Origin of the sequence: Stenotrophomonas sp. GbtcB23, assembly GCF_019091045.1 — a bacterium.
Lineage (GTDB): Bacteria > Pseudomonadota > Gammaproteobacteria > Xanthomonadales > Xanthomonadaceae > Stenotrophomonas > Stenotrophomonas rhizophila_A.
On the sequence record NZ_JAGXKC010000025.1, the window covers coordinates 18,693 to 40,877 of the forward strand.

The 22,185-nt window shown below is 68.8% G+C and carries 20 protein-coding genes; 16 read left to right on the forward strand and 4 right to left on the reverse strand.

Features of this window, described 5'->3' with window-relative positions; all coding sequences use genetic code 11:
• Positions 1–88 precede the first annotated feature (88 nt).
• The 5 genes from bioB (at position 89) to bioC (ending at position 4,974) form a co-directional block, all read left to right on the forward strand.
• Positions 89–1,123 carry a biotin synthase BioB gene (bioB, locus tag KVS69_RS11770; RefSeq protein ID WP_217538185.1) on the forward strand — a complete coding sequence of 345 codons (1,035 nt, stop codon included), beginning with the start codon at positions 89–91 and terminating at the stop codon, positions 1,121–1,123.
• A 79-nt stretch (positions 1,124–1,202) separates the two neighbouring features.
• Positions 1,203–2,414 (forward strand): 8-amino-7-oxononanoate synthase, encoded by a 1,212-nt coding sequence (gene bioF / locus KVS69_RS11775; RefSeq protein ID WP_068854356.1) that lies wholly within the window; start codon positions 1,203–1,205, stop codon positions 2,412–2,414.
• 22 nt (positions 2,415–2,436) lie between these two features.
• Entirely contained in the window at positions 2,437–3,198 is a 762-nt protein-coding gene (bioH, locus tag KVS69_RS11780; RefSeq protein WP_217538206.1) for a pimeloyl-ACP methyl ester esterase BioH, read from the forward strand.
• A 58-nt stretch (positions 3,199–3,256) separates the two neighbouring features.
• Entirely contained in the window at positions 3,257–4,039 is a 783-nt protein-coding gene (locus KVS69_RS11785) for an SDR family oxidoreductase (RefSeq protein ID WP_068854358.1), read from the forward strand.
• Between the two features lie 50 nt (positions 4,040–4,089).
• Complete coding sequence (bioC, locus tag KVS69_RS11790; protein WP_217538186.1) at positions 4,090–4,974, forward strand: malonyl-ACP O-methyltransferase BioC; 885 nt, start codon at positions 4,090–4,092, stop codon at positions 4,972–4,974.
• Positions 4,975–4,991: 17 nt separating this feature from the next.
• On the opposite strand, the gene KVS69_RS11795 is transcribed toward bioC, so the two are convergent.
• Both KVS69_RS11795 and KVS69_RS11800 read right to left on the reverse strand, forming a co-directional pair.
• A complete protein-coding gene (locus KVS69_RS11795; RefSeq protein ID WP_068854872.1) occupies positions 4,992–5,615 on the reverse strand; it encodes a YdcF family protein in 624 nt (207 codons plus the stop codon).
• Positions 5,600–6,559 carry a pyridoxal-phosphate dependent enzyme gene (locus tag KVS69_RS11800; RefSeq protein WP_217538187.1) on the reverse strand — a complete coding sequence of 320 codons (960 nt, stop codon included), beginning with the start codon at positions 6,557–6,559 and terminating at the stop codon, positions 5,600–5,602. Before KVS69_RS11800 ends, KVS69_RS11795 begins: the two co-directional genes overlap by 16 nt.
• A gap of 111 nt (positions 6,560–6,670) precedes the next feature.
• On the opposite strand from KVS69_RS11800, the gene KVS69_RS11805 reads away from it, so the two are divergent.
• The 9 genes from KVS69_RS11805 (at position 6,671) to KVS69_RS11845 (ending at position 16,994) form a co-directional block, all read left to right on the forward strand.
• Complete coding sequence (locus KVS69_RS11805) at positions 6,671–7,213, forward strand: hypothetical protein (protein ID WP_217538188.1); 543 nt, start codon at positions 6,671–6,673, stop codon at positions 7,211–7,213.
• A gap of 492 nt (positions 7,214–7,705) precedes the next feature.
• Positions 7,706–9,595 carry a tRNA uridine-5-carboxymethylaminomethyl(34) synthesis enzyme MnmG gene (mnmG, locus tag KVS69_RS11810; RefSeq protein WP_217538189.1) on the forward strand — a complete coding sequence of 630 codons (1,890 nt, stop codon included), beginning with the start codon at positions 7,706–7,708 and terminating at the stop codon, positions 9,593–9,595.
• Positions 9,596–9,636: 41 nt separating this feature from the next.
• Entirely contained in the window at positions 9,637–10,170 is a 534-nt protein-coding gene (locus tag KVS69_RS11815; RefSeq protein WP_068854363.1) for a gamma carbonic anhydrase family protein, read from the forward strand.
• Positions 10,171–10,256: 86 nt separating this feature from the next.
• Positions 10,257–10,946, forward strand: coding sequence for an RDD family protein (locus KVS69_RS11820; RefSeq protein ID WP_068854364.1), 690 nt, complete (start codon positions 10,257–10,259; stop codon positions 10,944–10,946).
• Positions 10,943–11,935 carry a stage II sporulation protein M gene (locus KVS69_RS11825; RefSeq protein WP_184125961.1) on the forward strand — a complete coding sequence of 331 codons (993 nt, stop codon included), beginning with the start codon at positions 10,943–10,945 and terminating at the stop codon, positions 11,933–11,935. The genes KVS69_RS11820 and KVS69_RS11825 overlap by 4 nt, the downstream gene beginning before the upstream one ends.
• On the forward strand, positions 11,925–13,529 hold the full coding sequence (locus tag KVS69_RS11830) for a DUF4129 domain-containing protein (RefSeq protein WP_217538190.1): 1,605 nt from the start codon (positions 11,925–11,927) through the stop codon (positions 13,527–13,529). The genes KVS69_RS11825 and KVS69_RS11830 overlap by 11 nt, the downstream gene beginning before the upstream one ends.
• Entirely contained in the window at positions 13,526–14,701 is a 1,176-nt protein-coding gene (locus tag KVS69_RS11835; protein WP_217538191.1) for a DUF4350 domain-containing protein, read from the forward strand. The genes KVS69_RS11830 and KVS69_RS11835 overlap by 4 nt, the downstream gene beginning before the upstream one ends.
• Positions 14,698–15,699: a MoxR family ATPase gene (locus KVS69_RS11840; protein ID WP_068854367.1), complete on the forward strand. Its 1,002-nt coding sequence runs from the start codon at positions 14,698–14,700 to the stop codon at positions 15,697–15,699. Before KVS69_RS11835 ends, KVS69_RS11840 begins: the two co-directional genes overlap by 4 nt.
• Positions 15,696–16,994 (forward strand): DUF58 domain-containing protein, encoded by a 1,299-nt coding sequence (locus KVS69_RS11845; RefSeq protein WP_217538192.1) that lies wholly within the window; start codon positions 15,696–15,698, stop codon positions 16,992–16,994. Before KVS69_RS11840 ends, KVS69_RS11845 begins: the two co-directional genes overlap by 4 nt.
• Positions 16,995–17,102: 108 nt before the next feature.
• Here the strand turns inward: KVS69_RS11845 and KVS69_RS11850 are convergent, their stop codons facing one another.
• Positions 17,103–18,281 (reverse strand): glutathionylspermidine synthase family protein, encoded by a 1,179-nt coding sequence (locus KVS69_RS11850; RefSeq protein WP_217538193.1) that lies wholly within the window; start codon positions 18,279–18,281, stop codon positions 17,103–17,105.
• A 4-nt stretch (positions 18,282–18,285) separates the two neighbouring features.
• A complete protein-coding gene (locus KVS69_RS11855) occupies positions 18,286–18,849 on the reverse strand; it encodes a DUF1190 domain-containing protein (protein ID WP_093532693.1) in 564 nt (187 codons plus the stop codon).
• Positions 18,850–19,039: 190 nt separating this feature from the next.
• On the opposite strand from KVS69_RS11855, the gene ilvD reads away from it, so the two are divergent.
• Both ilvD and KVS69_RS11865 read left to right on the forward strand, forming a co-directional pair.
• Positions 19,040–20,872, forward strand: a complete 1,833-nt coding sequence (ilvD, locus tag KVS69_RS11860; protein WP_217538194.1) for a dihydroxy-acid dehydratase — start codon at positions 19,040–19,042, stop codon at positions 20,870–20,872.
• Between the two features lie 74 nt (positions 20,873–20,946).
• Positions 20,947–22,146, forward strand: coding sequence for a DUF418 domain-containing protein (locus KVS69_RS11865; RefSeq protein ID WP_217538195.1), 1,200 nt, complete (start codon positions 20,947–20,949; stop codon positions 22,144–22,146).
• Positions 22,147–22,185 lie beyond the last annotated feature (39 nt).

Below are 22,185 nucleotides of genomic sequence, written 5' to 3' on the forward strand. Positions count from 1 at the left end.
AACTTTACAAACTCCAACATGGTTGACAGTCACTCGCAACCTCACCAGACTGCCGCTCCTTCGCTCCCAAATCTGTCAGGACACTGCCATGGCTTCTGTCATCCGCCACGACTGGCACCCCGAGGAGCTGCTGGCGCTGTTCGAGCTGCCCTTCCCGGAGCTGCTGTACCGGGCGGCGGGCGTGCACCGGGAGCACTTTGATCCTACCGAGGTGCAGGTCTCGACCCTGCTCTCGGTCAAGACCGGCGGCTGCCCGGAGGACTGCGCGTACTGCCCGCAGGCCCAGCGCTACGACACCGGGGTGAGCGCACAGAAGCTGATGGCAACCGACGACGTGGTCGCCAAGGCCCGCCAGGCCAAGGCGGCCGGGGCGTCGCGGTTCTGCATGGGCGCGGCGTGGCGGTCGCCCAAGGACCGCGACATCCCCAAGGTGGCGGCGATGATCCGCGAGGTGAAGGCACTGGGGCTGGAAACCTGCGCCACGCTGGGCATGCTCGACGGCGCGCAGGCCGTGGCCCTGCGCGAGGCCGGGCTGGACTACTACAACCACAACCTGGATACCGCGCCGGATTACTACGATTCGATCATCCACACCCGCCAGTACCAGGACCGGCTGGATACGCTGGAACACGTGCGCGAGGCCGGGCTGAAGACCTGCTGCGGCGGCATCGTCGGCATGGGCGAAACCCGCGCGCACCGCGCCGGGCTGCTGCTGGCGCTGGCCAACCTGCCGGCGCACCCCGATTCGGTGCCGATCAACCGGTTGGTGCAGGTGGCGGGCACGCCGTTGCATGGCAGTGCCGAACTGGACCCGTTCGAGTTCGTGCGGATGATCGCGGTGGCCCGCATCGTGATGCCCAGGGCAATGGTGCGGCTGTCGGCCGGGCGCGAAGCAATGAGCGATGAGCTGCAGGCGCTGTGCTTCCTGGCCGGGGCCAACTCGATCTTTTACGGCGAAAAACTGCTGACCACCGGCAACCCGGATACCGAGCGCGACTTGGCCCTGTTCAGCCGGCTGGGTCTGCGCCCGATGGCGGTGCAGGTGGATGCGGCCGGGCATGACCACCCCGGCACCGTGCATGCCGACATCACCTGTGGCGGTGGTTGCGGACAAGCGGCCTGAGCCCTGCCCCGGGCGGTGCAGCGCAGCGCCCGGCAACCGGGTACGCTAGCTGCCCTGCCTGCCCATGACATTGACGACCATGGCCCGTACCGACCTGCACGACCGCATCCAGTCCCAGCGCAAGCTTCGCGAAGCGCAGGGCCGTATCCGCGTGCGCCGCACGGTAACCCGGCGCGATGGCGTGCGCCTGGAGGTCAATGGCCAGTGGCTCACCGGCTTCTGCAGCAATGATTATCTGGGCCTGTCCCAGCAATTCGGCGTGGTCAGCGCGCTGCAGGATGCCGCCGCGCGCGAAGGTGCCGGGGCGGGCGCTTCACACCTGATCTGCGGCCATCATGCGCTGCATGAAGCGCTGGAACAGGAAGTGGCCGACTGGTTGGGCTACCCGCGTGCGCTGCTGTTTGGCAGCGGCTTTGCCGCCAACCTGGCGGTGCAGCAGGCACTGCTCAGCGAAGAAGACGATGTGTGCGTGCAGGACCGGCTCAACCACGCCAGCCTGCTCGATGCCACGCGCCTGGCCGGCTGCCGCCTGCGCCGCTACCCGCACCTGGATACCGAAGGTGCGCTGCGCCAGCTCAAGCACGCGCCCGACGGCGCGGCGATGCTGGTCACCGATGGTGTCTTCAGCATGGATGGCGACATCGCCCCGCTGCGCTCGCTCTCGCTGGTGGCGCGCATGCAGGAAGCGGTGTTGTACGTGGACGACGCACACGGCGTGGGCGTGATCGGCGAGCACGGCCGCGGCTGCGTGGCCGACGCCGGGCTGGGCGTGGCCGATGTGCCGCTGCAGCTGGTCACGCTGGGCAAGGCCTTGGGTGGCAGTGGCGCGCTGGTGGTGGGCGACGAGGCGATGATCCAGCACCTGGCCGAAACCGCACGCCCCTACATCTACACCACGGCGGTGCCGCCGGCGCAGGCGGCTGCGGCATTGGCCGCCGTGAAGCTGGCACGCCGCGACGACTGGCGCCGCGAGAAGCTGGCCGAACTGGTCGGCGTGTTCCGTGCCGGCGCGCGCCAGCATGGGCTGGAACTGATGCCCTCCGATACGCCGATCCAGCCGCTGCTGTGCGGGGCCGAATCGACGGTGATGGGCTTGTCGGCCGCGCTGGAAGCGGCTGGTTTCCTGGTCAGCGCGATCCGTCCGCCGACCGTGCCCGAGGGCAAGGCACGCCTGCGCGTGACCCTGTCGGCGCTGCACACGGTGCCGGAAGTACGTGCGCTCACCGATGCCATCGCCCACGCACGCGACCAGGTGCTGCGCCAGCAGGCACTGGATGCGCTGAGCGCGTGATGCACGGCGGTTGGGTGTGAGCATGCATATCGAGGTGGTCGGCAGCGGGCCGGCGCTGGTACTGATCCACGGTTGGGCCCTGCATGGCGGTGTGTTCGCGCCGCTGGTCGAGCGGCTCTCAGCGCAGTTCGAGCTGCACCTGGTCGACCTGCCCGGGCACGGCAACAGCCGCGACGATGCCACCCCGCTGCGCCTGCCGTTCGTGGTCGGTGCGATTGCCGCCGCGACCCCGCCGGCCGTGTGGTGTGGCTGGTCGCTGGGTGGGCTGTTCGCGCTGCATGCGGCGGCCACGCTGCCCAAGGTGCGTGGGCTGGCGATGATCGCGGCCACACCGCGCTTCGTGCGTGGCGAGGACTGGCCATACGCCGTGGAAACCGCCGTCTTCGAACAGTTCGGCCAGGACCTGGCGCAGGACTATCGCGGCACGCTGGAGCGCTTCCTGGCCCTGGATGCGATGGGCTCCGAACACGCCCGGCAGGAACTGCGCAGCCTGCGCGCGACGCTGGTAGCGCGCGGTGAGCCCGCCCCGCGTGCCCTGCAGGAAGGCCTTCGCCTGCTGGAAAACGCTGACCTGCGTGGCGCCCTGCCCCGCCTGCCCGTGCCCAGCCTGTGGTTGGCCGGTCAGCGCGACCGGCTGGTGTCGGCGCGGGCGATGCAGGCCGCTGCCGCGCTGGCACCGCGTTCCAGCGTGCATGTAGTGGCCCATGGCGGACACGCGCCGTTCCTCGGCCACACCGACGAGGTGGCGGCGCAGCTGCAACACTTTGTTGCCTCGCTTTCCTGACCCACCGGCGCGCGCATCGCCGATCATGTACGCCTGTCCCCCACTACGGAACTGATGCATGGACCTTGGAATCGCCGGCCGCTGGGCCCTCGTCTGCGCTGCCAGCAAGGGCCTGGGACTGGGCTGCGCCCGCGCGCTGGCGCGCGAGGGCGTGAACGTGGTGATCGCCGCCCGGGGGGAGGAAGCCCTCGCCCACGCCGGTGAAGAACTCCGGGCGCTGCCGGGCGCCGGCAAGGTGATCACGGTGGTCGCCGATGTCACCACCGAGGCCGGCCGCGCGGCGGCGCTGGCCGCCTGCCCGCAGGTGGACATCCTGGTCAACAACGCCGGTGGGCCGCCGGCGGGCGACTTCCGCCAGTTCGAGCGCGAGGACTGGATCGCTGCGCTGGACGCGAACATGCTGGCGCCGATCGCGCTGATCCGTGCCACCGTGGATGGCATGATCGAACGTGGCTTCGGGCGCGTGGTCAACATCACCTCCTCGTCGGTGAAGGCACCCATCGACATCCTGGGCCTGTCCAATGGCGCGCGCTCGGGCCTGACCGGCTTCGTCGCCGGGCTGGCGCGCCGCACCGTGGCCCACAACGTCACGCTCAACAACCTGCTGCCGGGCCAGTTCGACACCGACCGGCTGCGCGGCAACTTCGCCTACATGGCGCAGCAGCAGGGCGTGGATGCGGGGCAGATCGCCGAGCGCAAGCGCACCCACATCCCGGCCGGGCGCTTCGGCACCGCCGATGAATTCGGCGCGGCCTGCGCGTTCCTGTGCAGTGCGCAGTCGGGTTACATCACCGGGCAGAACCTGTTGATTGATGGCGGGGCTTACCCCGGTACGTTCTGAGTTTCCGGCGCACGACCCACGGTCGTGCGCTACCGCATAGTGAGCCTTACATGACCGCCAGCTTTGATCCCCAGCACGTCCGCCGCGCGTTTTCGCGCGCCGCCAGCAGTTACGACGCCGCCGCTGCGCTGCAGCGCGAGGTGGAGAAGCGGCTGCTCGAATCGCTGGACTATCTCGAAAGCCGGCAGCCGGAGGTGGTGCTGGACGTGGGCAGCGGCACCGGCCACGCCAGTGCGGCGATGAAGAAGCGCTGGCCGAAGGCGCAGGTGATCGCACTGGACATGGCCGAGCCGATGCTGCGCGAAGCCAAGAAGCAGGCCGGCTGGTGGAAGCCCTTCACCCGGGTGTGCGGTGATGCGCAGGCGCTGCCGCTGCGCGACCAGAGCGTGGATGTGATCTACAGCAACCTGTGCCTGCAGTGGGTGGAGGACCTGCCCGCGGTGTTCGCCGGGTTCCGCCGCGTGCTCAAGCCGGGCGGGCTGCTGGTGTGTTCCACGTTCGGCCCGGAAACGCTGATCGAGCTGCGCGACGCGTTCGCCAGCGCCGATGACACCTCGCACGTGAGCCGGTTCCCGCCGATTGCGCAGTTCGGCGACGCGCTGATGATGTCCGGCTTCCGCGACCCGGTGCTGGACCGCGACCTGTTCACGCTCACCTATGCCGACATGGATGCACTGATGCGCGAGCTGCGCGCCATTGGCGCAACCAATGCACGCCAGGATCGCCGGCATACGTTGACCGGGCGCGGCAGGTTCGCTGCAGCGCGCGCCGCCTATGAACCGCTGCGTCGCGAGGACGGCACGCTGCCCAGCAGCTGGGAAGTGATTTACGCGCACGCGTGGGCGCCGGATGCGGGCGCGCCGATCCGCGAGCGCGGGCAGGATGTGGCCAGCGTGCCGGTGTCGGCGATTCCGATCCGGCGCAAGACCACCTGACCAACCAGAAATATCGGTCAGGAACCGTTCGCGGACGGGAACATGTCCCGATGGAAGAAATAGATTTCCTGCGCCAGGAACTTCCAGCTGGTGTGGAAGCTGCGGAACCGCGTGCTCGGCGTTGACGAGGCCAGTGCATCGATGCCCAGTTCGCGGGCCAGGCGCAGCGCGCGCGCCATGTGCAGCGGGTCGCTGACGATGATCACCCGGTGCAGCTTGTGCTGGTCCATCAACAACCGCGCTTCGGCCAGGTTCTGGCGGGTGGTGCGCGAGGCGGTTTCAATCAGGATCGCGTCGTCCGGCACGCCCTGTTTCAAGGCGTAACGGCGCGCGACCTGCGATTCGGAAAAGCGCGCGCCGGTGCCGCCGTAGCCGCCGGTGAAGATCAGCAAGGGCGCGTAGCCCTGGCGGTACAGATCCAGCCCATGCCGGATGCGCTCTTCGAACACCGGCGACGGCTTGGCGTCGTAGGCCGCCGCGCCCAGCACGATGATCGCATCGGCCTTGGCCGCCTGGTCGCGCTCACCGACCCAGACGATCCATGCGGTGACACAGAGCAGCCAGGCCGCCAACAGCATGCACAGCCGCCACAGCCAGCCCCCCAGCCCGACCCGTGCGCGCCGGGTCATGCCGCGGCCCAGGGCAGGGCGTCCAGGTCGACGTTGCCGCCGGACAGCACCACGCCCACCCGCTGCCCGGCAAACCGCGCGGGCTGGGACAGGATCGCGGCCAGCGCAATCGCCGAGGACGGTTCCACCACCTGCTTGAGCACCTGCCAGAGCAGGCGCATGGCCGCGACGGTGGCCGCATCGTCCACGGTGATCACCTCGGCCGCGCCCTGCAGCAGCGCGAAGTTCGGCGCGCCGAGCGTGCCGCGCAGGCCATCGCAGATCGTGTCGGGGGTGAAGTCCAGCCGGCGCTCGCCAGCGGCCAGCGAACGGGCCGTATCGGCGGCGCCCTCCGGTTCGGCCAGTACCAGCCGCGTGACCGGACTCACCGCCTGCAGCGCCAGCCGGGTTCCGGCCGCCAAGCCACCGCCGCCCACCGGGACCACCAGCGTATCGAACGGACCGTGGCTGCCCAGCAGCTCCAGCGCCGCCGTGCCCTGCCCGGCAATGACGTGGGAATCGGCATAGGGATGGACCAGGGTGGCGCCGGTCTCGGCCTCGACTCGGGCGCACATCGCCTCGCGCGCGGCGATGGTCGGTTCGCAGCGCCACAGGGTGGCGCCATGACGCACGATGTTGGCCAGCTTGGCGGCCACGGCGCCTTCGGGCACCACCACGTGGCAGGCGATGCCCCGGGTGCGCGCGGCGAGCGCCAGCGCCGCACCATGGTTGCCCGACGAATGGGTGACCACCCCGCGTGCGGCGACGGCCTCGGGCAGCGCCCAGACCGCGTTGCAGGCACCACGGAACTTGAAGGCACCGCCGCGCTGCAGATGCTCGGCCTTGAACGCCAGCCGCGCCCCGCTCAACGCGTCCAGCACCTGCGACTGCAGCACCGGGGTGACGCTGGCATGCGGCGCGATGCGCGCGGCGGCAGCCAGCAGGTCATCGACGCAGGGCAAGGATGAATCGGTCATGACACAAGATTAACGTGCCACGATGGCAACCGTTCATCCGGCCCGGGCAAAGTTAAGGGCCGATTCAATGCGGCGGCCTGAAGCTGGGCCATACCCTAGGGGGACCCTTCCATGAAAATGCGCCTCATGCTTGCCGGCAGCCTGTTGCTGACGCTGTCTGGCTGCGCGACTTACGACTACGTGGGCGGCGGTGGTGGTGGCAACGGCTACTACCATGGCGCCCCGTCGGTGGAGTACCGCTATCCGGCCGGCTATCCATACGGCTACGGCAGCGGCTACTACGGTGGTGGCGGCTATTACGGTTATGGCGGCTACGGTGGTTACAGCAACTACCCGATCTATCGGCCGTACCCGAACTACCGCCCGCCGCACAACCACCGCCCGCCGCCCCGCCCGGGCAACGGCAATGGTGGCCAGGTGCGCCCGCCGGACCGTCCGCGCCCGCCCTACAACGGCGGTTCGCCGTGGCGGAACATGGATTCGGTGGGGCGCCCACCGCGTCCGGACCGCCCGCCGCAGCAGCGCCCGCAGCCTCAGCAGCAGCAGCGCCCGGTGAGCGCGCCGCAGTCCCGGCCCAGCCCGCCGGCCCAGCGCAGCAATGGCTCTCCCTGGCGAAATATGAATAAGTTGAACCAGCGCACAAATGAGAATTGAGAACGCTTGATTTTCACCCGCCTGGCAGTTCAATCTAGCCGGGCAGTGACGGCCTCGGTCGAAAAGTGACAAAAACGACATACGGCGTCACATTGAGCTCTATGTCGATATCCGACAGGAACATCTGGATCCCCCCTGTTCCGGCCCTGTCGGATGTCGGCACCTACAACGCAGAAGGCCCCGCCAATGGCGGGGCCTTTTGTCTTCCGGGGGATAAAAACAGGGCCGACAGTCCCCCGACTGCCGGCCCTTCTGCTTCCCCGGGATGCGCATGGATCGGCCCCTGTTCCAATTCCGATCCGTAGCGCCTTTCGGCGCCTGCCATCCTGGGTGCTATTGGGTTATCTGCAGAGAACGTGCCAACTTTAGGGTTGCGTGCGAATTTTTTTGCAGGCCCCCGTTCACGGACCCGGCGCGAACGGCGCTAAAATGACCACCGCGCCCTGTCCCAGGGCGGTTCCGGGCCGTACCGGCCCTGCCCCAGAGCACCCCATGACCGATTCTTTCTACGGCTACGACGTCATCGTGATCGGCGGCGGCCATGCCGGCACCGAAGCCGCGCTGGCAGCTGCCCGCAGCGGCGTACGCACCCTGCTGCTGACCCACAACGTGGAAACCATCGGCGCGATGAGCTGCAACCCGGCCATCGGCGGGATCGGCAAGGGCCATCTGGTCAAGGAAATCGATGCCCTGGGCGGCGCCATGGCGCATGCCGCCGACCGCGCCGGCATCCAGTGGCGCACGCTCAATGCCTCCAAGGGCCCGGCCGTGCGCGCGACCCGCTGCCAGGCCGACCGCAACCTGTACCGGATGGCCATCCGGGCGATGGTCGAGGCGCAGCCCAACCTGACCGTGTTCCAGGCCGCCGTGGATGACCTGGTCATCGAAGGTGACGCCGTGCGTGGCGTGATCACCCAGACCGGGCTGCAGTTCAACGCCCCGGCCGTGGTGCTTACCGCCGGCACCTTCCTGGCCGGCAAGATCCACGTCGGCCAGACCCAGTACGCCGCCGGCCGCATGGGCGACCCGCCGGCCACCACGCTGGCCGCGCGCCTGCGCGAGCGCCCGTTCGCGATCGACCGGCTCAAGACCGGCACCCCGCCGCGCATCGATGGCCGCTCGCTGGACTACAGCGTGATGGACGAGCAGCCCGGCGACGACCCGCGCCCGGTGATGTCCTTCCTGGGCAGCGTGGCCGAGCACCCGGCCCAGGTGAGCTGCTGGATCACCCACACCAGCGAGCACACCCACGAGATCATCCGCAGCGCGCTGCACCGCTCGCCGCTGTACAGCGGCCAGGTCGAAGGCATCGGCCCGCGCTACTGCCCGTCCATCGAAGACAAGGTGGTGCGCTTTGCCGAGAAGGCGAGCCACCAGATCTTCGTCGAGCCCGAAGGGCTGGACGTGGTGGAGATCTACCCCAACGGCATTTCCACCTCGCTGCCGTTCGATGTACAGCTGGCGCTGGTGCGCAGCATCCGTGGCTTCGAGAACGCGCACATCACGCGGCCGGGCTACGCCATCGAATACGACTTCTTCGACCCGCGCGGGTTGAACAACACGCTGGAAACCAAGGCGGTGTCCGGGCTGTTCTTCGCCGGGCAGATCAACGGCACCACCGGCTATGAAGAGGCCGCCGCGCAGGGCCTGCTGGCCGGCCTCAACGCCGCCCGCCGCGTGCGCGACGAGGCGGGCTGGTGCCCGCGCCGCGACGAGGCCTACCTGGGCGTGCTGGTGGATGACCTGATCACCCATGGCACCACCGAGCCGTACCGCATGTTCACCAGCCGCGCCGAGTACCGGCTGCAGCTGCGCGAAGACAACGCCGACGTGCGCCTGACCGGCATCGGCCGTGAGCTGGGCGTGGTCGACGACCGGCGCTGGGCCGCCTTCCAGGCCAAGCAGGAGGCGGTGGCGCAGGAATCGGCGCGCCTGCGTGCGCTGTGGGCCACCCCGGCCAACGCGCTGGGCCGCGAAGTGGACGCCACGCTGGGCGTGGCGGTCAGCCGCGAAACCAACGTGCTGGACCTGATCAAGCGCCCGGAACTGGATTACGCCAAGCTGATGCAGGTGCCCTCGCTGGGCCCGGGCGTGGCGGATGCGAAGGTGGCCGAGCAGGTTGAGATCGGAGTGAAGTACGCCGGCTACCTGGACCGCCAGCGCGAGGAGATCGAACGCCAGCAGCGCCATGAGAACACCGCCATCGATGCGGCGTTCGATTACGCCAGCGTGCGCGGGCTGTCGGCCGAAGTGCAGCAGAAGCTGGAGCGGGTGCGCCCGCAGACCATCGGCCAGGCCCAGCGCATCCCGGGCATGACCCCGGCGGCGATCTCGCTGCTGCTGGTGCACCTGGAACGCGCCCGGCGCAGCCGGGTGGCGTAACCACGGCGGTATCATGGTGGCCTGCCTTGTGGAGCGTCACCATGTCCCCCCTTCGTCCCTTCCTCGATACCTTCCCCGTCGTTGGCGAGCGCGCCTGGATCGACCCGGCCTGCACGATCATCGGTGACGTGGTGCTCGGGGACGATGTGTCGGTGTGGCCGGGCACGGTGATCCGCGGCGACGTCAACCATGTGCGGATCGGCGCGCGCAGCAACATCCAGGATGGCACCATCATCCATGTCAGCCACCACAGCCCCTACAACAAGGGCGGTTACCCGACCCTGATCGGTGAGGGCGTCACCGTCGGCCACGGCACCATCATCCATGCCTGCACCATCGGCGAGTACAGTCTGATCGGGATGGGGGCGTGCATCCTCGATGGCGCCACCGTGAGCCGGCACAGCTTTGTCGGCGCCGGCGCGGTGATCGGGCCGGGCAAGGTGGTGGGCGAAGGCGAGCTGTGGGTGGGCAACCCGGCCCGACCGGTGCGTACGCTCAGCGATCAGGAGATCGAGTCGCTGCACTACTCGGCCGACCACTACGTGCGGTTGAAGGACAAGTACTTGGGGATGTGACCCCGCACACGGTAAAGTCGGTCTCCGACCCAGGAAGCAGTCGAGAACCGCATGCCGTTGGCAGCCGTCCGGAGGGACGCGTGCGCATGAGCGCACCCATGCTGGACACCTACCGTGAAGTGATCACGCCCGAAGGCGTGCCGCTGCACCTGCCGGCAGCCGGCCCGGTGCCGCGTGCGCTGGCCTGGGCCATCGACTTCATGATCCGCGTGGCGGCGCTGATGCTGCTGAGCATTCCGCTCACCCTGCTGGGCGAATTCGGCCAGGGCCTCTACCTGGGCCTGATGTTCCTGCTGATGTGGGCGTACACCATCGTGCAGGAGGCCTGCTGGGGCCGCACCCTGGGCAAGCGGGTGATGAGCCTGCGCGTGGTGGCCCAGGACGGCGCACCGATCGGCTGGATGGCCTCCATCACCCGCAACCTGCTGCGCACCGTGGACATGCTGCCGTTCGGCTATGCGCTGGGGCTGCTGTCGAGCCTGTTCGACCGCAATGGCCGGCGCCTGGGCGACCTGGTGGCCGGCACCGTAGTGGTGCATGACAGCGGCCGGCCGTGGTCGGCCAGCGTGGCCATCGATACCGTGCTGGCCCCGCCGCAGCCGCTGCAGCCGGCCGAACAGGCGGCGATCATTGCCTTCGCCGAACGTGCGCCGCGCCTGTCCGGCCCGCGCCAGCAGGAGCTGGCCGCAGTGGCCGCGCCGATCAGCGGTGGCCAGGGCCAGGTGGGCGTGCTGCGCCTGTATGCCATGGCCAACTGGCTGCTGGGGCGCCGATGAGGCAGGAACAGTTCGTTGCCCGCTACCAGGCCGAATGGCAGGCGCTGGAACGTTGGCTGGCGCTGCGCGGCGACCGGCCACGGCATGCGGGACGTTCGCCCGATGCGTCCGCGCTCAACGATGAAGACATTCCGCAGCACTACCGCCGGCTGTGCCAGCAGCTCGCGCTTGCGCGCAAGCGCGGCTACAGCCCGCAGCTGGTGGCACGCCTGCAGCTGCTGATGCAGCAGGGCCATGGCCTGCTGTACCGCACGCCGCCGCCGCGCTGGCGCCGCGCGCTGGAGTTCCTGCTGGCCGATTTCCCGCAGCTGGTGCGCAGCCAGGCGCGCAGCATGTGGGTGGCCACCGCGCTGTTCGTGCTGCCGCTGGTGGGCAGCTTCGCGGTCATCCAGTGGCACCCGGACGTGATCCACATGCTGATGGACAACGGCGCGATCGCCTCGCTGGAGCGCATGTACAACCCGGCATCGCCGAACCTGGGCCGCGACAGCGGCACGGACTGGATGATGTTCGGCTACTACATCATGAACAACATCAGCATCGGCCTGCGTACGTTCGCCAGCGGGCTGCTGGCCGGCCTGGGCACGGTGCTGGTGCTGCTGTTCAACGGGCTCACCATCGGTGCGGCGGCCGGCCACCTGCAGCACATCGGCCATGGCGACCCGTTCTGGCGTTTCGTCTGCGGCCATGGCGCGTTCGAGCTCACTGCGATCGTCATCGCCGGCGGTGCCGGCCTGCAGCTGGGCATGAAGCTGCTGGCGCCAGGCCGCCGCCGACGCATCGATGCACTCGTCGAGGGCGGGGTGATTGGCGCAAAACTCTGCCTGGGCATCGCCGCGATGCTGCTGATCGCCGCCTTCATCGAAGCGTTCTGGTCGTCCATCGCCGCGATCCCGGCCTGGGGCAAGTACAGCGTGGCCGCAGTGCTGTGGACGCTGGTGTTCGTGTGGCTGTGGCGCGGTGGTCGGGGGGGCGGTCATGCGGATTGACCAGCTCAACGTCGCCCTGCGCGCGCGCTCCGAATGGGAAGCGATGGAGCTGGGCACCGCCCTGGTGCGCCGGCACGCGCGGGCGATCTGGCTGCCGCTGATCGCGGTGTCGCTGCCGTTGTTCGCCGTGATCAATGCCGCTGCATGGTGGGCCGATGCGTTCGGCTGGGCCTGGCTGCTGATGTGGTGGCTCAAGCCGGTATCGGACCGGATCGCGCTGTATGTGATCTCACGCGGCGTGTTCGGCGACGAACCACGTCCGTTGCAGACCCTGCGCGCGCAGCGGCACTGGGGCTGGAGCGGGTTCTGGGGCTACCTGGGCTGGCGCCGCTTCAGCCCGTTCCGCTCGCTGCTGCTGCCGGTGAACCTGCTGGAAGGCAGCGATGCCTCGCAGCGCAGCGTGCGCCGCCGCGCCGTGCTCAGCGGCACGTTCGGGCATGCCGTGCTGCTCACCCTGATGTGCATGGTGTTCGAGCTGGTAATTGTCAGCGGCGGCATCGCGGCGATCTTCCTGTTCGTGCCGCTGGAACTGCTGTCCGATTCCTGGCGCGCGGCGTGGGAAATGGTCAGCGAAACCATGCCGGCGTGGGCACAGCTGGGGGTGAATGCCCTGTTCTGGCTCGCCGCCACGTTGATCGGGCCGTTTTACGCCGGCGCCGGCTTCGCGCTGTATCTCAACCGCCGCACGGAAATGGAAGCCTGGGACGTGGAGATCGCGTTCCGGCGCATGCGTGATCGGCTGCAGCAGGCCGCGCCGCTGCTGGTATTGGCGCTGGTGCTGTGCTGGCCGATGAGTGGGCTGCATGCGGAAGAACCTGCGCAGGCGCCGAGCTGCGCTGCGCCCACTGGCATGGATGACGATGCTGGTGATGAGGAAGAAGAAGCGGCTGATGCAGTACCCGCCGACGATCCGTCGAACACTCCGGCCGTGATCTTCGGTGGCACGCCCGACACCGCCGGCTTCCGCCAGGCCGTGCAGCGCGCGTACGAAGATCCCCTGGTGGCGCCTACCCGCGAAGTGAAACGCTGGGAGCGCACCCTGAGCGAGGCCGAGAAGAACAAGAAGAAGGACGATGCGGACAAGAACCGCAATACGCTCGGGCGCGGCCCGCGCCTGCCCGCGCAGATTGCCGAATGGATCCTGTGGGGCCTGGTCGGTTTGCTGGTGCTGGGGCTGATCGCCACCGCGCCGTGGTGGCTGCGCTGGCTGCGCGGCACCGGGGTGAGGCGGCGCAAGGCCACCGATCCGGTGGTCGAGGAAGCGGTGGAACTGCCCGAAGTGATTCCGCCGGATCCCGCCGCGCGCGCGCGCGACCTGTGGCAGCAGGGCCGGCCGCGCCAGGCGCTGGCGCTGCTGTACCGGGCCAGCGTGGAATCGATGAGCGAACGCGCCGAGGTGGTGCTGCCACCGGGCGCGACCGAAGCACAGTGCCTGCGCGCCTCGCGGCGCATGCCGGTCGAGGCTGACCGCACCCTGTTCGCCCGCATCGTGCGGGTCTGGCAGTACGCCGCGTACGCCGGCCGCCTGCCCGAGCCGGACGCGTTCGACGATCTGGCCACCACCCTGCAGACCCAGTTCCGGTGGCGCGCATGAGTGCCCGTCTGCGCTGGTTGGTGGTGCTGGCCGTGCTGCTGGTGGTGGGCGTGCCATTGGCGATCCTGTTCCTGCGCAGCCATGAACGCGTGGTCCATACCGAGCACCTGCCGCCGCAGGGCGAGGCCAGCTACAACCCGCTGTACGTGCTGGGCCAGGCGCTGCGTGCCGACGGCATCACCGTGCATTCCAGCCCGCGCCTCGACCTGCCGCGCATGCAGCTCAAGCCGGCCGATACCGTGCTGTTGCTGCAGGACACCGCCGATGTGCCCGCCCCCACCGCGCAGGCGCTGCTGGCGTGGGTGGAACGCGGCGGCCACCTGCTGCTGCGCACGCCGCCGCCGTTCAAGGACGAAGACGCCGCGCAGGGGCCGCTGCTGGACGCGCTGGGCGTGGATACCGAGTACTACGAGAGCAACTGCAAGGCCTTCCACATTGCCGACGACCCGGGCCATTCCGAGTTCTGCAGTGGCCGCCGTTTCGGCGTGGACGTGCCTGACGGCGTGCGTGTCGAACGCGAATGGGGCGATGACGAGGGCCTGGTGTTCGCGCGGCTGCGCAAGGGCGAAGGAAGCGTGGACGTGCTGTCGGACATGGAGTTCCTCAAGGGCACGCCGAGGATCTTCAACGCCGAGGATCCCAAGGGCAGCCTGGCCGACGGCCTGCACGACCTCGCGCACCGCGACCTGACCCGCCATGTGCTCGACCCGAACTACGCCGAAGGCACGGTGTGGCTGATCTACGGCTCACGCCCGCCCACGCTGTGGTCACGCATCTTCTACCAGGGCTGGCCGGTGTGGGTGCCCCTGCTGCTGGCCCTGCTGGCATGGCTGTGGCAACGCGCGCAGCGGCTGGGCAGCCTGCTGCCGGCACCCGCCACAGAACGCCGTTCGCTGCTCGAACACGTGCGTGCCAGTGGCGAGCACCTGCTGCGCTATGGCAAGGCACCGCTGTTGTACGACGCCACCCGCCGCGCCTTCCTGGCCCGGCTGCGGCGGCGCGCACCCACCGCTGCCGCGCTCAGCGGCGAGGCGCAGGTGCACGCCATCGCCAGCCTGCTGCAGTGGCCGCATTCCCGTGTCCAGACCGCTTTGCAGGTGCCGCCATCGAAGGATGTGGTGGCCCTGCGTGAGCGCATCCGCCTGCTGATCCAGATGAGAAACCTGCTATGACCGACCACTCCGCTCCGCCGCCGTTGTCCCCGCCCGCGCTGACCGGGCAGAGCCTGGTTGAACGCGTCGATGCCGTGCGCGACGCCGTCGGCCGCGCTTTCATCGGCCAGCCCGAGGTGCTCGACCAGATCCTGATCGCGCTGCTGGCCGGTGGCCATGTGCTGATCGAAGGCGTGCCCGGGCTGGGCAAGACCCTGCTGGTGCGCGCCCTGGCGCAGGCACTGGAGCTGGACTACGGCCGCGTGCAGTTCACCCCGGACCTGATGCCCAGCGACGTCAGCGGCCACGCGGTGTACGACCCGAAATCGGAGAGCTTCAAGATCCGCCGCGGCCCGGTGTTCACCAACCTGCTGCTGGCCGATGAAATCAACCGCGCCCCGGCCAAGACCCAGTCGGCCCTGCTGGAAGTGATGCAGGAAGGCCAGGTCACCATCGAAGGCAAGGCGTTCGCGCTGACCCCGCCGTTCCTGGCGCTGGCCACGCAGAACCCGGTCGAACAGGAAGGCACCTACCCGCTGCCCGAAGCCCAGCTGGACCGCTTCCTGCTCAAGGTCATCATCGATTACCCGGCGCTGGAGGACGAGAAGCGGATGGTCGATGCAATCACCACCGGCCGCAGCGCGGCCGACTTTGACCTGTCGCAGGTACCGCGCGTGCTCAACGCCGCCGAGGTGATCGCGTTGCAGCAGGCGACCGCGGCGATCACGGTGGATCCGGAAGTGGTGGACTACGCGGTGCGCATCGTGGCGGCCACCCGCCAGTTCCCTGGCATCGCGCTCGGCGCCGGCCCGCGCGGCAGCATCGCGCTGGTGCGTGCGGCGCGTGCGCAGGCGGTGCTTGCCGGCCGCGACTTCGTCACCCCCGATGACGTGCGCGAGATCGCCCGCCCGGCACTGCGCCACCGTATTGCGCTGGCCCCGGAACTGCAGATCGAAGGCCAGTCGGCCGACGATGCGTTGACCGCGTTGCTGGCCAAGGTGGAAGCCCCGCGCAAATGAGGCCAGGCCCGCTGCTGCTGATACTGCTGGTCGGCTGGGCGCTGCTCGGGCTGCCGGTGGCGTTCGGGCTGCTGCCGGTGTCGGCGTGGTGGGCGTCCGCAGCGGCGATCGCGGTGCTGGCCCTGGTGGATCTGCTGCGGCTGCGCGCGCAGCCTTCGCCCACGGTGCAGCGCGAACTGCCGGAGGCGCTGGCGTTGAACGTCGAGCGGCGCACCACGCTGCGCTTCGAGTCCAGCCGCCGCCAACGCGTGGAGGTGTTCGACCTGGTGCCGGGAGCGTGGTCGCTGCAGGGCCTGCCGCGTGCATTGACGCTCAAGCCGTTGGTGGCCAGCAGCGTGGAGTACACGTTGACCCCGACCGCGCGCGGCCGCTTCGTGTTCGACGGCGTGCACCTTCGCCTGCACGCACCGTGGCGGTTGTGGCGTCAGCGCCGCCTGCTGCCGCCGGCGCTGACCGTGCGCGTGTACCCCAACTTCGCCCCGCTCACCCGCTTCGCGTTGTTCAGTGCCGAACAGGCCTCGCGCCTGGTCGGTGCGCACCTCAAGCGCCGCCGTGGCGAGGGCACCGATTTCCACCAGATGCGTGAGTACCGCATCGGCGACAGCCTGCGCCAGATCGACTGGAAAGCCACCTCGCGCGCACGCAAGCTGATCTCGCGTGAGTACCAGGATGAAAAGAACCAGCAGCTGGTGCTGATGATCGACACCGGCCGCCGCATGATGGCCAGCGAAGGCGGGCTGTCGCACTTCGACCATGTGCTCAACGCGGCGCTGGTGGTGTCCTACCTGGCGCTGCGCCAGGGCGATGGCGTGGGCCTGTTCGCCAGTGGTGGCGAGAGCCGCTGGGTGGCACCCCAGCGCGGCATGGGCGCGATCGACGCGCTGCTGCGCGCGAGCTACGACCTGCAGGCGCAGCCGGTGGCCACCGACTATCTGGCTGCTGCCACCGAACTCAGCCTGCGCCAGCGCCGGCGCTCGCTGGTGATGCTGGTCACCAACGTGCGCGATGAGGACATCGAAGACCTGCTGGTGGCGGTACGCCTGCTGCAGCGGCAACACCTGGTGTGCGTGGCCAGCCTGCGCGAGCGCGAGCTGGACGTGGCGCTGGAGCAGGAAGTGGAGACGCTGCAGGACGCGACCCAGGCCGGTGCCATCGCGCGTTACCTGCAGCAGCGCAACGACGCGCATGAAGCACTGCGCAGCCACCGGGTGATGGTGCTGGACGTGACGGCCGATGCGCTGCCCGGGGCGCTGGTGGAGCGGTACCTCGCCGTCAAACGCGACGGGTTGCTGTAGGCACGTATCGACCAACGGTCGATACCTACCGGCCACGTTACGCGACCGGGTTGAACGGTTGGTGTGCGCCGGTAGGTCACGACCGTTGGTCGTGACGCCGGTAACCCGTCAGACGTAAATCCGCGTCGGGGCTTCGTCAATGATCGCGTGCGGGACGAACCGGGCGCTGTCGCGGGTGATCCGGCTGTCATCTTCGCGGATGCCCATGCCACAGGCCTGGTCGCCCACGATCCAGCTGCCGATCAGCGGGTAACCGCCGTCGAACGACGTGAGCGGATGCGCGGCCTGGCGGATCGCCGGGCCGTTGTAGGGGCCTTCACTCTCCTGCCAGCTGCCGTCCGCCAAATGCATGGCCACGTTGGCACCTTCGCGCGAGAACAGCGGCTTGCGCACCCAGCCGGCCGGCAGCGCGCTGCCGTCATCGAACTCGGCCGCCAGCAGGTTCGGGTGGCCACGGTGGCGCTGCCACAGCAGCGGCAGCACGCCCTTGTTGCTCAGGATCGCCTTCCACGCCGGTTCCAGCAGCTGCACGCCCGAACCCGGCAGCGCCTGCCCGAACGATTCGGTCATCAGGTCTTCCAGCGGGTACAGCTTGAACAGGCTGCCAATCACCGTGTCATCGAGCGCGGTGAAGCGCCCGTCTTCGGACAGGCCGATGTCTTCGATTGCGATCGCTTCGCCACGCAGCCCGGCCTGGGCCGCGCAGTCGCGCAGGTAGGCCACGGTGCCCTGGTCTTCTTCGGAGTTGCCCACGGCACTGAAGTACAGTGGCGGCGGCAACTGCGCCGACAGCTGCCCGAAGCGCTCCACCAGCGCCTCGTGGATGGCGTTGAACTGGTCGGCGTGCGGCGGCAGGCGATTCTGGTTGCGCTGGTCTTCCAGCCACTGCCACTGGAAGAACGAGGCCTCGAACAGCGAAGTCGGCGTGTCGTAATTGAGCTCGTAGAGCTTGGCCGGACCGGTGCCGTCATAGGCGAAGTCCAGCCGTCCGTACAGGTGCGGCTCGCCGCGGCGCCAGCTGTCGGCGATCCAGTCGCGGAACGCGGGCGGAATCGCCAGCTGGTCCATCAGCTGTTCGCTGCGCACCACCTCGTCCACCAGTTCCATCGCCATTGCATGCAGCTCGGCGCTGGGGTCTTCGATGTCCTGCTCGATCTGGCGCAGGGTGAAGGCGTAGTACGCGGTTTCATCCCAGTACGGCAGGCCGTCGATGGTGTGGAAGCGGAAACCGGACTCGGCGGCACGCGCGCGCCACTGGCTGCGCTCGTCGATTCGCACACGCTTCATTGCATCAACCGCCGTAGCTGCTGCGGCTGCTGCTGGTGTTGCCGAAGCCGCCACGGCTGGCGGTGACGGCGCGGTTCGGGGTACTGGTGACCGGTGCCAGGCCGGCCTTGCCGGCGCCGATGCCGCTGGCGGTGTTCAGCCCGCCGCTGCCGCCCGGGGCCGGGCGTGCCCAGCCCTTCGCTTTGTCCTGGTAGGCCGGGCTCGCGGCCGGGGCCTGCGCCAGGCCGGCGCCACGGTTGCTGAGCATCTGCGACATGAAGAAGCCCATCATCATCGGGCCGATGAACGAGTGGCCGGTGGAGGTCTTCTGTTCCACGCACTGCTCGGCGTTGTACTCGGCTTCGCATTCGGCACGCGAGGCGTACTTGGGGGCGGCGTCGGCGGACTGCTTCTGCGCTTCGGCGAATGCCGTGCGGCACGCGGACGGGTCACCGGTGGCGTCGGTACAGGCCTGCACCGAGGTGTACAGCCCCTCCTGCACCTGCACGGCCTGATCCTTCTGGCAGGCGGTGAACAGCAGCGGTGCGGCGCTCATCAGCAGCAGTGCGGTGGTCCTGGAACGTTTCATGGCGGTGTGCCCCCCTTTCGGTATCCCCTCAATCATGCCTGATAGCCGCCAACAACCAAAACCGGCAAAGTGGGAAAGATGAACGGCGTTTCAGGATCGGCAATCCCGACGGTTGCAACAGCAACCGGAATTTTTGGGCAGAATCGAGTGGCAACGCGCCCCCACGGCCCGCCAGATCCTGCCAGCCCCCATGCCTGAATACCGCTCCCGTACCTCCACCGCCGGCCGCAACATGGCCGGCGCCCGCGCCCTGTGGCGCGCCACCGGCATGACCGATGCGGACTTCCACAAGCCGATCATCGCCATCGCCAATTCTTTTACCCAGTTCGTGCCCGGCCACGTGCACCTCAAGGACCTGGGCCAATTGGTGGCGCGCGAGATCGAACAGGTCGGCGGGGTGGCCAAGGAGTTCAACACCATCGCGGTGGATGACGGCATCGCCATGGGCCACGACGGCATGCTGTATTCGCTGCCCAGCCGCGAGATCATCGCCGACTCGGTGGAGTACATGGTCAACGCGCACTGCGCCGATGCGCTGGTGTGCATTTCCAACTGCGACAAGATCACCCCCGGCATGCTGATGGCCGCGTTGCGGTTGAACATCCCGGTGGTGTTCGTTTCCGGTGGGCCGATGGAAGCGGGCAAGACCCGGCTGGCCGAGCACAAGCTGGACCTGGTGGATGCAATGGTGATCGCCGCAGATGCCAGCGCCTCCGATGAAAAGGTGGCCGAGTACGAACGCAGCGCCTGTCCTACCTGCGGGTCGTGTTCGGGCATGTTCACCGCGAACTCGATGAACTGCCTGACCGAAGCGCTGGGCCTGTCGCTGCCAGGCAACGGGTCGACCCTGGCCACCCACGCCGACCGCGAGCAGCTGTTCCGCCGTGCCGGTCGGCTGGTGGTGGAGCTGTGCCACCGCTGGTATGGCGGCGAAGATGCCAGCGCGCTGCCGCGCGGGATCGCCACGCGTGCGGCATTCGAGAATGCGATGACGCTGGATATCGCCATGGGCGGTTCCACCAACACCATCCTGCATCTGCTGGCGGCCGCGCAGGAAGCCGAAGTGGACTTCGATCTGCATGCTATCGACGCGCTGTCACGACGGGTGCCGCAGTTGTGCAAGGTGGCGCCGAATACGCCGAAGTACCACATGGAGGATGTGCACCGCGCCGGTGGCGTGTTCGCGATCCTCGGGTCACTGGCACGCGGCGGGCTGCTGCATGTCGATGTGCCGACCGTGCACAGCCGCACCCTGGCCGATGCCATTGCGCGCTGGGATGTAGCGGTGACAAACGACGCGGGCGTGCATGAATTCTTCAGTGCCGGCCCTGCCGGCATTCCGACCCAGGTGGCTTTCAGCCAGGCGACGCGCTGGCCTTCGTTGGACCTGGACCGCGCCGAGGGGTGCATCCGCGATGTAGCGAACGCGTACTCGGCCGAAGGTGGGCTGGCGGTGCTGCGGGGCAACCTGGCCGAGGATGGCTGCGTGGTGAAGACCGCCGGCGTGGATGAGTCCATCCACGTGTTCGAAGGCAATGCGAAGGTGTTCGAAAGCCAGGACGCGGCCGTGCAGGGCATCCTGGCCGACGAGGTGCAGGCCGGCGACGTGGTGGTGATCCGCTATGAGGGCCCGCGTGGCGGGCCGGGCATGCAGGAGATGCTGTACCCGACCAGCTACCTGAAATCGAAGGGGCTGGGCAAGCAGTGTGCGCTGCTGACCGATGGACGGTTTTCGGGTGGTACGTCCGGGCTGTCGATCGGGCATGCGTCACCGGAAGCGGCAGCGGGCGGCACGATTGGATTGGTGCGTGATGGCGACCGGATCCGGATCGACATTCCGGCGCGGCGGATTGATGTGCTGGTGGATGCCGCTACCTTGGCGACGCGGCGTGCGGAGCAGGATGCGTTGGGGTGGAAGCCACGGGAGGCGCGGCCGCGCAAGGTGACCGGGGCGCTCAAGGCCTACGCATTGTTGGCGACCAGCGCGGACAAGGGCGCGGTGCGGGATGTGGGCAAGCTGTAGCTGGACAGCCGGGCTGGGCCCGGCTCTACTGGGGGCCTGTTGATACGCAGCCACGTATGGCGTGGCTCTACGCCATGGGGGCACCCCGCCAATTGTTGACCGATGCGCCGCCGCGACCCCCGCGCCAACCGCTGATCGATGCGCTGCGCGGGTTCGCGCTGCTGGGCGTGTTCCTGGTCAACCTGCGGTTCTATTCGCTGGATGCCTTGCTGGATGAGGCCGCGCAGCAGGCGCTGCCGAGTGCCGCGCTGGATCATGCGGTGCGCACCGGAATGGGGTGGCTGGTGGATATGAAGGCGGTGACGATCTTCTCGCTGCTGTTCGGCATGGGCTTTGCCATGCAGATGGAAATGCGCCCTGGGCTGGTTCCGCATCTGCGCCGGATGGGGGCGTTGGCCCTGATCGGGCTGCTGCATGCCACGGTGCTGTGGTGGGGCGACATCCTGCTGACCTATGCCGTGGTGGGCTTGCTGCTGCCGCTGTTCCGGCACCTGGGCAACCGCGGGTTGCTGGTGGCCGGCCTGGTGGCGGCGCTGTTCCTGCCACCGCTGCTGGCCCCGTGGATGCGCGAGTGGGTGCTGACGCTGACGCCGCGCACGCAGATGTATGGGAATGCGCTGGATGCGCTGTCCGGCGGCACGCTCTGGCAGGCGTGGTGGCAGAACCTGGTGCTGGGCGGCTGGGTGCGGCTGACCAACTGGGCCCTGCTGCTGTTCGTGCTGGGCCGCTTCCTGCTGGGCTACTGGGCGGGGCGCCGGGGGCTGTTGCAGCGGCCCGAACAGCACCTGCCGCTGCTGTGGGGCCTGTGCGTTGGCGGCGCGATGGTTGGCGTGGTGTTCCTGTGCATCGAGGCCGCTGCGCCCGCGCTGAAGGCGCACTGGCCGCTGCTGCGCGATGGGGTACCGGGCTATCTGCTGCGGGTGAGCTACCGGGTGGCGCCGCTGGCGCTGGGCATCGCCATCGCCTGCGGGTTCGCGCTGCTGTACCTGCGGCCGTGGGCCGAGCGCGGGTTGCGCGTGCTGGTGCCGGCCGGGCGCATGACCTTGAGCAACTACCTGCTGCAGAGCCTGGTGTGCGTGCCGCTGTTTGCCGGGTTCGGGCTCGGTATCGGGCCATCGCAGGGCCTGTGGCCGGTGCTGCTGGTGGCGGCCATCGTGTTTCCGCTGCAGCTGTGGCTGAGTGCGTGGTGGCTGCGACGGTACTACTTCGGCCCGGCGGAGTGGCTGTGGCGCAGCCTGAGCGATGGGCAGCGCCTGCCGATGCGTCGCGCATAGCTGACACTGCGCTGGACACGCATGGCGTGTCCCTACGCG

What these genes read in the sequence shown, in the direction of transcription:
- bioB (WP_217538185.1), top strand. Translation starts at nt 89, where the DNA reads ATGGCTTCTGTCATCCGCCACGACTGGCACCCCGAGGAGCTGCTGGCG.
- bioF (WP_068854356.1), top strand. Translation starts at nt 1,203, where the DNA reads ATGGCCCGTACCGACCTGCACGACCGCATCCAGTCCCAGCGCAAGCTT.
- bioH (WP_217538206.1), top strand. Translation starts at nt 2,437, where the DNA reads ATGCATATCGAGGTGGTCGGCAGCGGGCCGGCGCTGGTACTGATCCAC.
- KVS69_RS11785 (WP_068854358.1), top strand. Translation starts at nt 3,257, where the DNA reads ATGGACCTTGGAATCGCCGGCCGCTGGGCCCTCGTCTGCGCTGCCAGC.
- bioC (WP_217538186.1), top strand. Translation starts at nt 4,090, where the DNA reads ATGACCGCCAGCTTTGATCCCCAGCACGTCCGCCGCGCGTTTTCGCGC.
- KVS69_RS11800 (WP_217538187.1), bottom strand. Translation starts at nt 6,559, where the DNA reads ATGACCGATTCATCCTTGCCCTGCGTCGATGACCTGCTGGCTGCCGCC.
- KVS69_RS11805 (WP_217538188.1), top strand. Translation starts at nt 6,671, where the DNA reads ATGAAAATGCGCCTCATGCTTGCCGGCAGCCTGTTGCTGACGCTGTCT.
- mnmG (WP_217538189.1), top strand. Translation starts at nt 7,706, where the DNA reads ATGACCGATTCTTTCTACGGCTACGACGTCATCGTGATCGGCGGCGGC.
- KVS69_RS11815 (WP_068854363.1), top strand. Translation starts at nt 9,637, where the DNA reads ATGTCCCCCCTTCGTCCCTTCCTCGATACCTTCCCCGTCGTTGGCGAG.
- KVS69_RS11820 (WP_068854364.1), top strand. Translation starts at nt 10,257, where the DNA reads ATGAGCGCACCCATGCTGGACACCTACCGTGAAGTGATCACGCCCGAA.
- KVS69_RS11825 (WP_184125961.1), top strand. Translation starts at nt 10,943, where the DNA reads ATGAGGCAGGAACAGTTCGTTGCCCGCTACCAGGCCGAATGGCAGGCG.
- KVS69_RS11830 (WP_217538190.1), top strand. Translation starts at nt 11,925, where the DNA reads ATGCGGATTGACCAGCTCAACGTCGCCCTGCGCGCGCGCTCCGAATGG.
- KVS69_RS11835 (WP_217538191.1), top strand. Translation starts at nt 13,526, where the DNA reads ATGAGTGCCCGTCTGCGCTGGTTGGTGGTGCTGGCCGTGCTGCTGGTG.
- KVS69_RS11840 (WP_068854367.1), top strand. Translation starts at nt 14,698, where the DNA reads ATGACCGACCACTCCGCTCCGCCGCCGTTGTCCCCGCCCGCGCTGACC.
- KVS69_RS11845 (WP_217538192.1), top strand. Translation starts at nt 15,696, where the DNA reads ATGAGGCCAGGCCCGCTGCTGCTGATACTGCTGGTCGGCTGGGCGCTG.
- KVS69_RS11850 (WP_217538193.1), bottom strand. Translation starts at nt 18,281, where the DNA reads ATGAAGCGTGTGCGAATCGACGAGCGCAGCCAGTGGCGCGCGCGTGCC.
- KVS69_RS11855 (WP_093532693.1), bottom strand. Translation starts at nt 18,849, where the DNA reads ATGAAACGTTCCAGGACCACCGCACTGCTGCTGATGAGCGCCGCACCG.
- ilvD (WP_217538194.1), top strand. Translation starts at nt 19,040, where the DNA reads ATGCCTGAATACCGCTCCCGTACCTCCACCGCCGGCCGCAACATGGCC.
- KVS69_RS11865 (WP_217538195.1), top strand. Translation starts at nt 20,947, where the DNA reads ATGGGGGCACCCCGCCAATTGTTGACCGATGCGCCGCCGCGACCCCCG.